The sequence below is a fragment of the Streptococcus sp. CL6.22 genome (assembly GCF_049738055.1).
In the GTDB taxonomy this organism is placed as follows: domain Bacteria; phylum Bacillota; class Bacilli; order Lactobacillales; family Streptococcaceae; genus Streptococcus; species Streptococcus mitis_DJ.
This window is the reverse complement of sequence record NZ_JBKOTV010000007.1, coordinates 34,803-50,387: the sequence shown is the minus strand read 5'-3', so window position 1 is coordinate 50,387 and position 15,585 is coordinate 34,803. Positions and strand designations below refer to the sequence as shown.

Here is a 15,585-nt window from a genome sequence, read left to right as displayed (position 1 = left end):
AAAAATATGCCAATTACATCGTTAGAAATCAAAGATAAAACTTTTAGCACACGCTTCAGAGGGTTTGATCAAGAAGAAGTAGATGAGTTTTTAGATATTGTAGTCCGTGATTATGAAGATTTGGTTCGCTCTAATCATGATAAGGATTTACATATTAAGAGTTTGGAAGAGCGTTTGTCTTACTTTGATGAGATGAAAGATTCATTGAGTCAATCTGTATTGATTGCACAAGATACAGCAGAGCGAGTAAAACAAGCTGCAACGGAACGTTCAAACAATATTATCCAACAAGCAGAGCAAGATGCCCAACGTTTGTTGGAAGAAGCTAAGTACAAGGCAAATGAAATTCTTCGTCAAGCAACTGACAATGCTAAGAAAGTTGCTGTTGAAACAGAAGAATTGAAGAACAAGAGTCGTGTCTTCCATCAACGTCTTAAATCTACAATTGAGAGCCAGTTAGCAATTGTTGAATCTTCAGATTGGGAAGATATTCTTCGCCCAACAGCGACTTATCTTCAGACAAGTGATGAAGCTTTCAAAGAAGTGGTCAGCGAAGTCTTAGGTGACTCTGTCTTGCAACAACATCCAGAGGAAGAACCAATTGATATTACTCGCCAGTTTTCTCCCGAGGAAATGGCTGAGTTGCAAGCGCGTATCGAAGCGGCTAATAAGGAACTTGCAGAAGCCGAAGCAAGAGCTGAGCAGGAACAAGTGGTTTCACCAGCTCCGGTTGTTGAAGAAAGTCCAGCTCATCCAGTTGGTCCAATGTATGAAGAGCCAGAAGTAGCTCCAAGCCATTACTCAGGACCAACACCAGCTACTGAAGCTGTAAACTCAGAACCAGGTTTTGCAGCACCGCAAGAATCTGTTACAATTTTATAAGAAATGATCTGAGAACAATATCTTATCCTTATATTTCCAGCGAGCAGGAGATGGTGTAAGTCCTGCATTCCCTAATGATAAGATTATCCTCTCAAACAATCAAGTCTGAATGAAGTAAGATTTGACGTTCCCCACGTTACGGGATAAGAGGAAAAAAGCTGAGTCTTTTTTCGAATAAAGGTGGTACCACGATTTTCGTCCTTTTTGGAAGTCGTGGTTTTTAATTTGTTATTATTTATAAAGGAGATACCATGAAACTCAAAGATACCCTTAACCTTGGGAAAACAGCTTTCCCAATGCGTGCAGGCCTTCCTACCAAAGAGCCAGTTTGGCAAAAGGAATGGGAAGATGCAAAACTTTATCAACGTCGTCAAGAATTGAACCAAGGAAAACCTCATTTCACCTTGCATGATGGTCCTCCATACGCGAACGGAAATATTCACGTTGGACACGCTATGAACAAGATTTCAAAAGATATCATTGTTCGTTCTAAGTCTATGTCAGGATTTTATGCTCCTTATATTCCAGGTTGGGATACACATGGTCTGCCAATCGAGCAAGTTTTGGCAAAACAAGGTATCAAACGCAAAGAAATGGACTTGGTTGAGTACTTGAAACTTTGCCGTGAATATGCTCTTTCTCAAGTAGATAAACAACGTGAAGACTTTAAACGTTTGGGTGTTTCTGGTGACTGGGAAAATCCATATGTGACTTTGACTCCTGACTATGAAGCAGCTCAAATCCGTGTATTTGGTGAGATGGCTAATAAAGGTTATATCTACCGTGGTGCTAAGCCAGTTTACTGGTCTTGGTCATCTGAGTCGGCTCTTGCTGAAGCAGAGATTGAATACCATGATTTGGTTTCAACTTCCCTTTACTATGCCAACAAGGTAAAAGATGGCAAAGGTGTTCTAGATACAGATACTTATATCGTAGTCTGGACAACAACTCCATTTACCATCACAGCTTCTCGTGGTTTGACTGTTGGTGCAGATATTGATTACGTTTTGGTTCAACCTGCTGGTGAAGCTCGTAAGTTTGTGGTTGCTGCAGAATTATTGACTAGCTTGTCTGAGAAATTTGGTTGGGCTGATGTTCAAGTTTTGGCAACTTACCGTGGTCAAGAACTCAACCATATCGTAACAGAACACCCATGGGATACAGCTGTAGATGAATTGGTTATTCTTGGTGACCACGTTACAACTGATTCTGGTACAGGTATCGTCCACACAGCCCCTGGTTTTGGTGAGGATGACTACAATGTCGGTATTGCTAATGGTCTTGAAGTCGCAGTGACTGTTGACGAACGTGGTATCATGATGAAGAATGCTGGTCCTGAGTTTGAAGGTCAATTCTATGAAAAGGTAGTTCCAACTGTTATCGAGAAACTTGGTAACCTCCTTCTTGCCCAAGAAGAAATCTCTCACTCATACCCATTTGACTGGCGTACTAAGAAACCAATCATCTGGCGTGCAGTACCACAATGGTTTGCCTCAGTTTCTAAATTCCGCCAAGAAATCTTGGATGAAATTGAAAAAGTGAAATTCCACTCAGAATGGGGTAAAGTCCGTCTTTACAATATGATTCGTGACCGTGGCGACTGGGTTATCTCTCGTCAACGTGCTTGGGGTGTTCCACTTCCTATCTTCTACGCTGAAGACGGTACAGCGATCATGACTGCTGAAACGATTGAACACGTGGCTCAACTCTTTGAGGAACATGGTTCAAGCATTTGGTGGGAACGTGATGCTAAGGACCTCTTGCCAGAAGGATTTACTCATCCAGGTTCACCAAACGGCGAGTTCAAAAAAGAAACTGATATCATGGACGTTTGGTTTGACTCAGGTTCATCATGGAATGGAGTTGTAGTAAACCGTCCAGAGTTGACTTACCCAGCAGACCTTTACCTAGAAGGTTCTGACCAATACCGTGGTTGGTTCAACTCATCGCTCATCACCTCAGTTGCTAACCATGGCGTAGCACCTTACAAACAAATCTTGTCACAAGGTTTTGCACTTGACGGTAAAGGTGAGAAGATGTCTAAATCTCTTGGAAATACCATTGCTCCAAGCGATGTTGAAAAACAATTTGGTGCTGAAATCTTGCGTCTTTGGGTAACAAGTGTAGACTCAACCAACGACGTGCGTATCTCTATGGATATCTTGAGCCAAGTCTCTGAAACTTACCGTAAGATTCGTAACACCCTTCGTTTCTTGATTGCCAATACATCTGACTTTAACCCAGCTCAAGATGCAGTCGCTTACGATGAACTTCGTTCAGTTGATAAGTACATGACGATTCGCTTTAACCAGCTTGTCAAGACCATTCGTGATGCTTATGCAAACTTTGAATTCTTGACAATCTATAAAGCACTAGTGAACTTTATCAACGTTGACTTGTCAGCATTCTACCTTGATTTTGCTAAAGATGTTGTTTACATCGAAGGTGCCAAATCACTGGAACGCCGTCAAATGCAGACTGTCTTCTATGACATTCTTGTGAAAATCACCAAACTCTTGACACCAATCCTTCCTCATACAGCAGAGGAAATCTGGTCATACCTTGAGTTTGAAGCAGAAGACTTCGTTCAATTGTCAGAATTGCCAGAAGCACAAACTTTTGCTAATCAAGAAGAAATCTTGGATACATGGGCAGCCTTCATGGACTTCCGTGGACAAGCTCAAAAAGCCTTGGAAGAGGCTCGTAATGCCAAAGTTATCGGTAAATCACTTGAAGCACACTTGACAGTTTACCCAAATGAAGTGGTGAAAACTCTACTCGAAGCAGTAAACAGCAATGTGGCTCAACTTTTAATCGTGTCAGACTTGACTATCGCAGAAGGACCAGCTCCAGAAGCTGCTGTTAGCTTCGAAGATGTAGCCTTCACAGTAGAACGCGCTGCAGGTGATGTCTGTGACCGTTGCCGTCGTATCGACCCAACAACAGCAGAACGTAGCTACCACGCAGTCATCTGTGACCACTGTGCAAGCATCGTAGAAGAAAACTTTGCGGAAGCAGTCGCAGAAGGATTTGAAGAGAAATAAGGTTGAAAAGTCTAGGAAAACTCAATTTGAGAAGAAAAGACAACTAATTTTATAGTCTATTAAACGCATTGTATCAAGCTTGTGAACACCTGATACGATGCGTTTTTATTTATTTTGAAAATTTGCGAGGTGTGACTTTTTATACTCAACAAGAATCAAAGAGAAACTTAGCAAGCTAACAGCAGTAAGATAAAATACGAATTTGATATTGCGGATAAGATTGGAAAATTGTGTCACATTTTTACAATAATAAATTTGTGTAATTGCTTTTGATTTCTAAAAAGTATTATATTTTATTTCATATTATACAAATTTTTATTTTATAATATCAGAAAATACTTTTTTTTTTTAGCAAATATGATACAATTTTATTTGAAAAAAAATAAAAAGGAGATTTTATTATGAAATCAAAAACACTTGCTTTAATTAGTGGTATCGTCGGTCTTGTGGGAGGAATTTTACTTCTTATTGGTCCTTTTGTCTTGTTGGGAACAGCGGTAAATACAGCTGCTACAACTCTTAATGGAGGAGCTACTGCAGGGGCTGTTTCAGGTGTTGCCTTACTCTTGAATGCCTTGAAGATTGCAAATCTTGTTCTTGGTATCATTGCTATTGTTTACTATAAAGGAGATAATCGTGTAGGTGCAGCTCCGTCTGTATTAATGATTGTTTCTGGTGGAGTTAGTCTCATTCCATTCTTAGGATGGGTTGGGGGGATTCTTGCCATTATTGGAGGATCTCTATTCCTTGCAACATTGAAGAAATTCAAATCAGAAGAATAAAAGGTATTTTGGCATGAAAAGAACAAAAAAGTTTATCGGTCTAGGAATAGTTCTATTATCTGTTTCTCTTCTCGTTGCATGTGGAGTACAAAATTCAAAGACTACTTCAACAAGTAATGATGAGAAGACAGTAGCAACATCTAATACCTCAAAAGAAACAATCACTCTTGATACACCGGTTGTAACAGACGATGCGATTGAATCAATACGTACTTATGCAGATTATATAGATCTTTATAAAAAGATTTTTGATGATTATTTTACTAAAGCTGAGGAAAGTTTCAAAGGCACAGCTATGGAAAATAATGAGTCGTTTACCAAACTAAAAGAGTCAACTCAAAAATTATTCGATGCGCAGAAAAAAATATATGATTTGCTAGGGTCTACTGAGCTCAAGGAAGATGATAAATCAAAATTGTCTCAACAATTGAAAGACTTTAGAGACAATTTGCAAAAACAGTTGAAAACTTTGACATCTCAACTACAGTAAGATAGAAATTTTTTTGTAGTAATTGAGAATAATTGGTTAAATTACACCCCAAATGTTAGAAAATGGGGTGTTTTTTAAAGGTTAAATAATGAAGATAGAATAGAAATAACCAAAAACAATGTGATTGCCAAACAGTTCTTTCCTTTTTGGTTTTGACTAGCTTTTTTGTGAAAAATTGTGTAAAATAGAATAGATAAACGAGGGGAAACCTCGGAAAATTTAAAGGAGAATCCATCTAATGGTAAAATTGGTTTTTGCTCGCCACGGTGAGTCTGAATGGAACAAAGCTAACCTTTTCACTGGTTGGGCTGATGTTGATTTGTCTGAAAAAGGTACACAACAAGCGATTGACGCTGGTAAATTGATCAAAGAAGCTGGTATCGAATTTGACCAAGCTTATACTTCAGTATTGAAACGTGCGATCAAAACAACTAACTTGGCTCTTGAAGCTTCTGACCAATTGTGGGTTCCAGTTGAAAAATCATGGCGCTTGAACGAACGTCACTACGGTGGTTTGACTGGTAAAAACAAAGCTGAAGCTGCTGAACAATTTGGTGATGAGCAAGTTCACATCTGGCGTCGTTCATACGATGTATTGCCTCCAAATATGGATCGTGATGATGAGCACTCAGCTCACACAGACCGTCGTTACGCTTCACTTGATGATTCAGTTATTCCAGATGCTGAAAACTTGAAAGTGACTTTGGAACGTGCCCTTCCATTCTGGGAAGATAAAATCGCTCCAGCTCTTAAAGATGGTAAAAACGTATTCGTAGGAGCTCACGGTAACTCAATCCGTGCTCTTGTAAAACACATCAAAGGTTTGTCAGATGACGAAATCATGGATGTGGAAATCCCTAACTTCCCACCATTGGTATTCGAATTTGACGAAAAATTGAACGTAGTTTCTGAATACTACCTTGGAAAATAAAAAATTGTAAGCCTAGGATTGATTTCTAGGCTTTTTATGTTAGTATGGTAGTATGATAAGGAATAAAAAACAAGATTATGTATTGGCCTACAAGCAACCAGCGTCAACAACATATAAGGGTTGGGAAGAAGAGGCCTTACCGATAGGCAATGGTTCTTTAGGGGCAAAAATATTTGGGCTTATAGGGGCTGAGCGGATTCAATTCAATGAAAAAAGTCTCTGGTCTGGTGGTCCACTTCCTGATAGTTCAGATTATCAGGGTGGAAATCTTCAGGACCAGTATGGTTTTTTAGCTGAGATTCGGCAGGCTTTGGAAAAGAGAGATTACAATCGGGCTAAGGAACTGGCTGAACAGCACCTGATCGGGCCAAAAACGAGTCAATATGGGACCTATCTATCCTTTGGGGATATTCACATTGAGTTTAGCAAGCAAGGAAAGACTTTGTCTCAGGTGACGAATTACCAGAGACAGCTGAATATCAGTAAGGCGCTTGCGACGACTTCTTATGTCTATAAGGGAACGAAATTTGAACGTGAAGCTTTTGCGAGTTTTCCAGATAATCTCTTGGTTCAGCGCTTTACTAAGGAAGGGGCGGAAACTCTAGATTTTACTATAGAACTGTCGCTAAGTCGTGATTTGGCTTCTGATGGAAAGTATGAGGAGGAAAAATCTGATTACAAGGAATGCAAGTTGGATATTACTGATTCTCATATCTTGATGAAGGGAAGAGTTAAGGACAATGACCTGCAGTTTGCTAGCTGTTTAGCTTGGGAAACAGATGGGGATATTAGAGTTTGGTCAGATAAGGCTCAGATATCAGGAGCCAGTTATGCCAATCTTTTCTTGGCTGCTAAGACTGATTTTGCCCAAAATCCTGCTAGTAATTATCGCAAGAAAATAGATTTAGAGAAACAGGTTAAGGACTTGGTGGAGATAGCTAAAGAAAAGGGCTATGCCCAATTGAAATCAAGGCATATTCAGGATTACCAAGCCTTATTCCAACGTGTTCAATTGGATTTGGGAGCTGATGTAGACACATCCACTACAGATAATTTGCTAAAAAATTATAAGCCACAAGAGGGGCATGCTTTGGAGGAATTGTTCTTCCAGTATGGACGGTATTTATTGATTAGTTCTTCTAGAGATTGCTCAGATGCTCTACCAGCTAACCTACAGGGAGTCTGGAATGCGGTCGATAATCCTCCTTGGAATTCGGACTATCACCTGAATATCAATCTGCAGATGAATTATTGGCCAGCCTATGTTACTAATCTTCTAGAGACGGCTTTTCCAGTCATCAACTATATAGATGATTTGCGTGTCTATGGTCGTCTAGCGGCTGCAAGGTATGCAGGAATCGTCTCTCAGAAAGGTGAGGAGAATGGTTGGCTGGTTCATACTCAAGCGACTCCTTTTGGCTGGACGGCACCTGGTTGGGATTATTACTGGGGGTGGTCACCAGCTGCCAATGCTTGGATGATGCAAACTGTTTATGAAGCCTATTCATTTTATAGGGATCAAGACTATCTCAGGGAGAAAATTTATCCCATGTTGAGGGAAACCGTTCGTTTTTGGAATGATTTTTTACATGAGGATCAGCAGGCGCAGCGTTGGGTCTCTTCTCCGTCTTATTCGCCAGAACATGGGCCGATTTCGATTGGCAATACCTATGACCAATCTCTAATTTGGCAGTTATTTCATGATTTTATTCAGGCTGCTCAGGAATTGGGACTGGATGAGGCTTTGTTGACTGAGGTCAAGGAGAAGTTTGACTTGCTTAATCCTCTTCAAATCACTCAATCTGGTCGAATCAGGGAGTGGTATGAGGAGGAAGAGCAACATTTTCAAAATGAAAAAGTGGAGGCCCAGCATCGGCATGCTTCTCATTTAGTGGGACTCTATCCTGGCAATCTCTTTAGCTGCAAGGAACAAGAGTATCTTGAAGCCGCGCGTGCTAGTCTCAATGATCGTGGAGATGGCGGCACAGGTTGGTCTAAGGCCAATAAGATCAATCTTTGGGCGCGTCTAGGAGATGGCAATCGAGCCCATAAATTATTAGCAGAGCAGTTAAAGTCATCTACCTTGCCAAATCTTTGGTGTAGCCACCCTCCTTTTCAGATAGATGGTAATTTTGGTGCTAGCAGTGGAATGGCAGAAATGTTACTCCAGTCTCATACAGCTTATCTGGTACCTCTAGCCGCCCTACCCGATGCATGGTCAACAGGTTCCGTTTCAGGCTTAATGGCACGTGGACATTTTGAAGTTAGCATGAGGTGGGCGGATAAAAAACTCTTACAGTTGACCATTTTATCAAGAAGTGGGGGAGATTTGCGAGTCTCTTATCCAGATATTGAAAAAAGTGTGATTGAAGTGAATCAAGAAAAAATAAAAGCGAAATGCATGGGGAAAGATTGTATTTCAGTGGCGACAGCAGAAAGTGATCTTGTTCAATTTTATTTTTAAGAAGGTGATAGAAGGCAGTAATTTGATACTGCCTTTTAATAAGGATTTAAGAATGTAAGCAGTTTCCAACTAGTTGAAAAAGCGTTATAATGGTAGTAGGAAGTAATTTGTTTGAGAGAGGGTGGGTCTGATGGCTTATATTGAGATGAAACACTGTTACAAGCGTTATCAGGTTGGGGACACGGAGATTGTGGCCAATCGCGATGTGAATTTTGAGATTGAAAAGGGTGAATTGGTGATTATTCTAGGTGCATCTGGTGCAGGCAAGTCAACGGTTCTTAACCTTCTTGGGGGAATGGATACCAATGATGAGGGGGAAATCTGGATTGATGGTGCCAATATTGCAGATTATAGTTCCCACCAGAGAACCAATTACCGTCGCAATGATGTAGGCTTTGTTTTTCAGTTTTATAATCTAGTTTCCAATCTAACCGCTAAGGAAAATGTGGAGTTGGCTTCAGAAATCGTGACAGATGCCTTGAATCCTGAACAGGTCTTGACAGATGTAGGTCTGGCTCATCGTCTCAATAACTTTCCAGCCCAGCTTTCTGGAGGGGAGCAACAGCGAGTCTCCATTGCACGCGCGGTAGCTAAAAATCCTAAAATTCTCCTTTGTGACGAACCGACAGGCGCCTTGGATTATCAGACGGGCAAGCAAGTCTTGAAAATTCTGCAAGATATGTCTCGTCAAAAGGGAGCGACGGTAATCATCGTGACTCACAATGGAGCTTTGGCGCCCATTGCTGATCGCGTGATTCATATGCACGATGCCAGTGTCAAGGATGTAGTGATGAACCAGCATCCTCAGGATATCGACAGTTTGGAGTACTAGCATGATCAAGCGAAAAACCTATTGGAAGGACTTAATTCAGTCCTTCACAGGCTCCAAGGGGCGTTTTTTATCCATCTTGACCTTGATGATGTTGGGGTCTCTAGCCCTAGTAGGTCTCAAAGTAACCAGTCCCAACATGGAGGCGACAGCTAATGCTTATTTAACAACTGCTCAAACCTTGGATTTGGCAGTTATGTCTAATTATGGTTTGGATCAAACAGATCAAGAAGAACTAGAACAGATAGAGGGCGCAGAGGTTGAGTTTGGCTATTTGACAGATGTGACTATGGAGAATGGGCAGGATGCCATTCGACTGTACTCCAAACCAGAGCGAATTTCAACCTTTCAGCTAAGAGAGGGACGACTTCCTCAGTCAGACAAGGAAATCGCTTTGGCCACTCATTTGCAAGGCCAATACAGCGTGGGACAGGAGATTAGTTTTAAAGAAAAAGAAGAGGGTCATTCCTCTTTAAAAGATCATACTTATACCATTACTGGTTTTGTAGATTCAGCTGAAATCCTCTCCCAGCGAGATATGGGCTACGCAGGAAGTGGAAGTGGGACTCTGACAGCCTACGGGGTCATTTTACCTAGTCAGTTTGATCAGAAAGTCTACAATATAGCTCGTTTAAATTATCAAGATTTGTCAGGTTTAAATGCCTTTTCAGCAACTTATGAAGAAAAATCCAAGCAACATCAGGAAGACCTTGAACAAGCTTTGTCAGATAATGGCAAGGCACGTCTGCAACTCTTGAAAAAAGAAGGCCAAGAGTCTTTAGACAAAGGCCAAGAAACCCTTGATAAGGCTGAGACTAATCTGCAGGAAGGCAAGCGCCGTTTAGCAGCTGCTCAAGCTCGTATACAGGCTCAAGAAAGTCAACTAGCCTTGCTTCCTCAAACTCAGAGAGAGCAGGCCAGTGCTCAACTTACCCAAGCCAAGCAGGAATTGAGTAAGGAAGAGGATAAACTAAAGCAGGCTGAACAAAATCTAGCCCAAGAAAAGGAAAAACTAGAAAAACATCAGCAAGCCTTGGATGATTTGGCGGAGCCAAGGTATCAAGTCTATAATCGGCAAACCATGCCAGGTGGTCAAGGCTACCTCATGTACAGTAATGCTTCAGCCAGTATTCGGGCAGTGGGCAATATCTTTCCTGTAGTGCTTTATGCCGTAGCAGCTATGGTGACCTTTACAACCATGACTCGCTTTGTGGATGAAGAGAGAACACATGCAGGTATTTTTAAGGCCTTGGGTTATCGTAGCAAGGATATTATTGCCAAGTTTCTCCTCTACGGTTTAGTAGCTGGAACTGTCGGAACAGCTCTAGGTAGCATACTTGGACATTATTTACTAGCCGGTGTGATTTCAAGTGTCATTACAAAAGGCATGGTGGTGGGAGAAACCCAGATTCAGTTCTATTGGACCTATAGCTTACTGGCTCTTGTCTTGAGTTGGTTGGCGAGTGTGCTACCAGCCTACTTGGTAGCTCGTAGGGAACTTCATGACGAAGCAGCCCAGCTTTTATTGCCTAAACCTCCTGTTAAAGGAGCTGAAATCTTACTAGAGCGCATCGGTTTTATCTGGCGTCGTCTCAGTTTTACCCATAAGGTAACAGCCCGTAATATCTTCCGTTATAAACAGCGGATGTTGATGACGATCTTTGGTGTGGCAGGTTCAGTCGCTCTGCTCTTTGCAGGTTTGGGAATTCAATCCTCTGTAGCAGGAGTTCCGTATAGACAGTTTCAACAAATCCAACAGTATCAAATGATTGTCTCTGAAAATCTTAGTGCGACCAATCAAGACAAGGCAAATCTAGAAGAAGTGTTGAAAGGTCAGGCTATTCAAGCCTACCAGAAAATTTATTCTAAGACGCTAGACAAGGATTTTAAAGGCAAGGCGGGTCTTCAGACAATTACCCTTATGATGACAGAGAAGGAGGATTTGACTCCCTTTATTCATCTGCAAAATCGTCAGCAGGAGATGACATTAAAAGATGGCGTCGTTATTACAGCTAAACTTGCCCAGCTGGCAGGTGTCAAGGTTGGACAAACTCTAGAAATTGAAGGTAAGGAATTAACGGTTGCTGCTATTACTGAGAACTACGTTGGTCACTTTATTTATATGAGTCAGGCTAGCTATGAGCAAATTTACGGCCAGCTACCCCAAGCCAACACTTATCTGGTTTCGCTAAGGGATACCAGTGCAACTAGTATCGAAAGGCAGGCCGGCTTACTTATGAATCAAGCTGCGGTGTCCAGCGTTGTCCAGAATGCTTCAGCCATTCGACTCTTTGACTCCGTCGCTAGCTCACTCAATCAGACCATGACCATCTTGGTCATCGTATCGGTTCTGTTGGCTATTGTTATCCTTTACAATCTGACCAACATTAACGTGGCTGAGAGAATCCGTGAACTTTCCACTATCAAGGTTCTCGGTTTTCATAATAATGAAGTCACTCTCTACATTTACCGTGAGACGATTGTGCTGTCCCTTGTGGGAATCGTACTTGGTTTGGTATCTGGTTTCTATTTACATCAATTTTTGATTCAAATGATTTCGCCTGCGACTATTCTCTTTTATCCGCAGGTAGGGTGGGAAGTCTATGTCATCCCGGTGGCAGCAGTAAGCATCATTTTGACCTTGCTTGGTTTCTTTGTCAATTATCATCTGAGAAAGGTTGATATGCTTGAAGCCCTGAAATCTGTAGAGTAAGGTAGTTGTTTTTATCTGATTGAACTTATATTTACTCGTAAACAAAAAATCCTCCGTTTCAAAGAGTAGGGAACTCTTTGTGACAGAGGATTTTTTCTATAGGGCTTTAGCAGCTGCAATTGCGGCTTCGAAGTTTGGTTCAGAGTTGATATTATCCACGTATTCAACGTAGCGAATAGTATTGTCAGTATCAAGGACAAAGACTGCGCGTGCCAATAGGTGCCACTCATTGATTAAGAGGGCATAATCACGTCCAAAGGAATGGTCGAAATAGTCTGAGAGCATGATGGCATTTTCAATACCTTCAGCACCGCACCAACGTTTTTGGGCAAAAGGGAGGTCCATTGAAACAGTCAAGACAACTGTATTGTCCAGTCCAGCCAGTTCTTCATTAAAGCGACGCGTTTGAGTTGAGCAGATACCTGTATCGATAGAAGGCACGACACTCAAGACTTTTTTCTTGCCATCAAAATCAGCCAGAGATTTTTTAGAAAGGTCTGTTGTAGTGAGAGAAAAATCGAGCGCCTTGTCGCCGACTTGTAGTTGTTTACCTGTAAAGCTCACAGGATTTCCGAGAAAAGTTACCATAGGATACTCCAATCTTTTTTCTTCCATTTTAGCTGAAACAGTCGGAATTTTCCAATGATTTGACCGGAAATATGGGCATAGAAAAAAACGCCAGCTCATGTGAGAATGACGTTTTTCAGAGGCTTATACTCAATGAAAATCAAAGAGCAAACTAGGAAGCTAGCCACAGGCTGTACTTGAGTACGGCAAGGCGACGCTGACGTGGTTTGAATTTGATTTTCGAAGAGTATTATTTTGCCAATCCTTCAGCAATCTTGTCAAGGTTGTATTTCATCATGTTGTAGTAGCTGTCGCCTTCTTTACCTTGTTCTGCGATAGAGTCAGTAAAGATTTGTGCGTAGATTGGGATGTTTGTGTCTTGAGAAACAGTCTTCATTGGACGGTCATCCACACTTGATTCTACAAAGAGTGAAGGAGTTTTTGTTTGGCGAAGTTTTTCAACCAAGGTCTTGATTTGGTCAGGTGTTCCTTCTTCTTCAGTGTTGATTTCCCAGATATAGGCACTTGGGACACCATAGGCTTTAGAGAAGTATTTGAAGCATCCTTCGCTGGTTACGATGAGTTTTTTCTCAGCAGGGATGTTGTTAAATTTCTCCTTAGCTTCCTTATCAAGCTTGTCTAACTTATCAGTATATTCTTTGAGATTTTTTTCGTAGAATTCCTTGTTGCTAGGGTCTTTAGCGCTCAATTGTTTTGCGATATTTTTAGCAAAGATCATACCGTTTTCAAGGTTAAGCCAAGCGTGTGGGTCTTCTTTGCCTTTTTCGTTTTGGCCTTCAAGGTAGATAACATCAACGCCTTCGCTGACTGCAAAGTAGTCTTTGTTTTCAGTTTTCTTAGCATTTTCTACCAATTTTGTAAACCAAGCATTGCCACCAGTTTCAAGGTTGATACCGTTGTAGAAAATCAAATCAGCTTGAGAAGTTTTCTTGACATCTTCAGGAAGTGGTTCGTATTCGTGTGGGTCTTGGCCAACAGGAACGATACTGTGAAGATCAATCTTGTCACCAGCAATATTTTTAGTAATATCAGCGATGATTGAGTTTGTAGCAACAACTTTTAGTTTTTGACCAGAAGCTGCATCTTTTTTTCCGCTAGCACATGCTACAAGAACAATGGCGGAAAGAAAAAGAACCAACAATGTACCTAATTTTTTCATTAGATCCTCCAATTTATTGGGGTTTTACCCCTTATTTTAACAAATGTTTATTTTTCAGTTTCAAATATCGTTGTTTTGGAGCGATAAAGAAGCTAATGAGAAAGAAACTAGCAGCTGTGAGCACGATACTAGAACCTGCCGCAACGTTAAAGCTATAGCCGATAAAGAGTCCCAAAACTGAAGCAATAGCTCCAAAAGTTGAGGAAAGGAAAATCATGCTTTTCAGGCTATTAGCATACAGATAAGCAGTTGCAGCTGGGGTAATCAGCATGGCTACAATCAGGATAGTTCCGACACTTTGCATGGCTGTCACAGACACGAGAGTCAGGAGTACCATGAGAAGGTAGTGATAGAAATTGACAGGCATTCCCATGGCTTTAGCCAAGAGTTCATCAAAGGATGTTATCAAGAGTTGCTTGAAGAAAATCCAGATTAACAAGAGAATGACTGCCCCAACACCCATAGTAATAAACATATCCGTATCTTGGACGGCTAGGATATTACCAAAAAGGATATGGAAAAGGTCAGTTGAACTTTTAGCGACACTAATCAAGATGATACCGAGGGCTAAGAAAGAAGAAAAGGTAATGCCGATGGCGGTATCGCTTTTGATAATCGAGTTCCCCTTGATGTAGGTAATGATGATGGCAGCTAGCAATCCAAAGACAATGGCTCCGATAAAGAAGTCAACGCCCAAGATGAAGGAGAGGGCTACACCTGGTAAGACAGCATGTGAAATGGCATCTCCCATGAGTGACATCCCGCGTAGGATGATGAAACATCCCACAGCTCCAGCTACGACCCCGATGACAATGGCTGTTATCAAGGCATTTTGTAGGAAATGGAATTTTTGTAATCCATCGATAAATTCTGCAATCATAGGTCACCTCCACTGAAAAAGAGTCGATTACCGTAAGCTTCTTTGAGATTGGCTTCGGTAAAGGTTTCTTTGGTTGGACCAAAGGCAATCACTTCTCGATTGACAAGCAAGACTTGATCGAAGTAGTGGGGAACCTTGCTGAGATCGTGGTGGACGATGAGAACCGTCTTCCCAGCTTTTTTCAAATCTCTCAGCGTATTCATGATGATTTCCTCACTGACAGAGTCAATCCCAACAAAGGGTTCATCCAAGAGGATATAATCGGCTTCCTGGACCAAACATCTGGCAATCAAAACCCGCTGGAACTGACCTCCAGATAGTTGACTGATTTGCCGTTCTGCGTAGTCAGCTAGGCCGACGATTTCAAGGGCTTCCTCTACTTTTCTCCAATGTTTAGCGTTTAAACTGCGAAAGAGAGGGATAGAGGGAAAGAGTCCTAGCGAGACGCATTCCTTGACCTTGATGGGAAAGTTGTAGTCGATATTGATTTTTTGTTCGACATAGGCAATTCGGTGTAAGGATTTTTTAACTTCCTTGTCATCGAGAAATGCCTGACCTTGATGTGGGATAATTCCCAGCATACCTTTTAATAATGTTGATTTTCCAGCACCGTTTGGACCAATGATTCCGGTAATTGTTGGTCCTTGGAGCACTAGTGAAATATCCTTAAGTGCCAATGTTTCTTTGTAGGAGACACTGAGGTTTTCGATACGTATCATAAACTTGTATTCCTCCTGTCTCTTAATATACATTAAAAAAAAAATTAAGTCAAGTTAATTTTTGAAAAAATTAAAATAATAACTGAAAAATGATGGAAAAGGAA

At 41.2% G+C, this 15,585-nt stretch carries 12 protein-coding genes; 8 read left to right on the top strand and 4 right to left on the bottom strand.

Annotation, left to right across the window (positions count from 1 at the left end; translation table 11 throughout):
- The first annotated feature begins 6 nt into the window (after positions 1–6).
- The 8 genes from ACLNCW_RS04615 to ACLNCW_RS04580 all read left to right on the top strand — a co-directional run bounded on the left by ACLNCW_RS04615 (position 7) and on the right by ACLNCW_RS04580 (position 12,135).
- On the top strand, positions 7–882 hold the full coding sequence (locus ACLNCW_RS04615; protein ID WP_001123209.1) for a DivIVA domain-containing protein: 876 nt from the start codon (positions 7–9) through the stop codon (positions 880–882).
- A 251-nt stretch (positions 883–1,133) separates the two neighbouring features.
- Positions 1,134–3,926 carry an isoleucine--tRNA ligase gene (ileS, locus tag ACLNCW_RS04610; RefSeq protein WP_261051488.1) on the top strand — a complete coding sequence of 931 codons (2,793 nt, stop codon included), beginning with the start codon at positions 1,134–1,136 and terminating at the stop codon, positions 3,924–3,926.
- A gap of 401 nt (positions 3,927–4,327) precedes the next feature.
- Positions 4,328–4,708: a hypothetical protein gene (locus tag ACLNCW_RS04605; protein WP_000837844.1), complete on the top strand. Its 381-nt coding sequence runs from the start codon at positions 4,328–4,330 to the stop codon at positions 4,706–4,708.
- Between the two features lie 13 nt (positions 4,709–4,721).
- On the top strand, positions 4,722–5,198 hold the full coding sequence (locus ACLNCW_RS04600; protein WP_049546526.1) for a hypothetical protein: 477 nt from the start codon (positions 4,722–4,724) through the stop codon (positions 5,196–5,198).
- Between the two features lie 238 nt (positions 5,199–5,436).
- Positions 5,437–6,129: a phosphoglycerate mutase gene (locus ACLNCW_RS04595; RefSeq protein ID WP_000240129.1), complete on the top strand. Its 693-nt coding sequence runs from the start codon at positions 5,437–5,439 to the stop codon at positions 6,127–6,129.
- Between the two features lie 52 nt (positions 6,130–6,181).
- Entirely contained in the window at positions 6,182–8,593 is a 2,412-nt protein-coding gene (locus ACLNCW_RS04590) for a glycoside hydrolase family 95 protein (RefSeq protein WP_424845434.1), read from the top strand.
- A 130-nt stretch (positions 8,594–8,723) separates the two neighbouring features.
- Entirely contained in the window at positions 8,724–9,425 is a 702-nt protein-coding gene (locus ACLNCW_RS04585) for an ABC transporter ATP-binding protein (protein ID WP_000323357.1), read from the top strand.
- A gap of 1 nt (position 9,426) precedes the next feature.
- Positions 9,427–12,135, top strand: a complete 2,709-nt coding sequence (locus tag ACLNCW_RS04580) for an FtsX-like permease family protein (RefSeq protein ID WP_424845433.1) — start codon at positions 9,427–9,429, stop codon at positions 12,133–12,135.
- 96 nt (positions 12,136–12,231) lie between these two features.
- On the opposite strand, the gene tpx is transcribed toward ACLNCW_RS04580, so the two are convergent.
- From tpx to ACLNCW_RS04560, 4 genes are all read right to left on the bottom strand, one after another.
- A complete protein-coding gene (gene tpx, locus ACLNCW_RS04575) occupies positions 12,232–12,723 on the bottom strand; it encodes a thiol peroxidase (RefSeq protein ID WP_000256026.1) in 492 nt (163 codons plus the stop codon).
- A gap of 229 nt (positions 12,724–12,952) precedes the next feature.
- Positions 12,953–13,882 (bottom strand): metal ABC transporter substrate-binding lipoprotein/adhesin PsaA, encoded by a 930-nt coding sequence (gene psaA, locus ACLNCW_RS04570; RefSeq protein WP_033682181.1) that lies wholly within the window; start codon positions 13,880–13,882, stop codon positions 12,953–12,955.
- A 31-nt stretch (positions 13,883–13,913) separates the two neighbouring features.
- Positions 13,914–14,762: a metal ABC transporter permease gene (locus ACLNCW_RS04565; RefSeq protein WP_049551311.1), complete on the bottom strand. Its 849-nt coding sequence runs from the start codon at positions 14,760–14,762 to the stop codon at positions 13,914–13,916.
- Complete coding sequence (locus ACLNCW_RS04560; protein WP_424845432.1) at positions 14,759–15,481, bottom strand: metal ABC transporter ATP-binding protein; 723 nt, start codon at positions 15,479–15,481, stop codon at positions 14,759–14,761. Before ACLNCW_RS04560 ends, ACLNCW_RS04565 begins: the two co-directional genes overlap by 4 nt.
- Positions 15,482–15,585 lie beyond the last annotated feature (104 nt).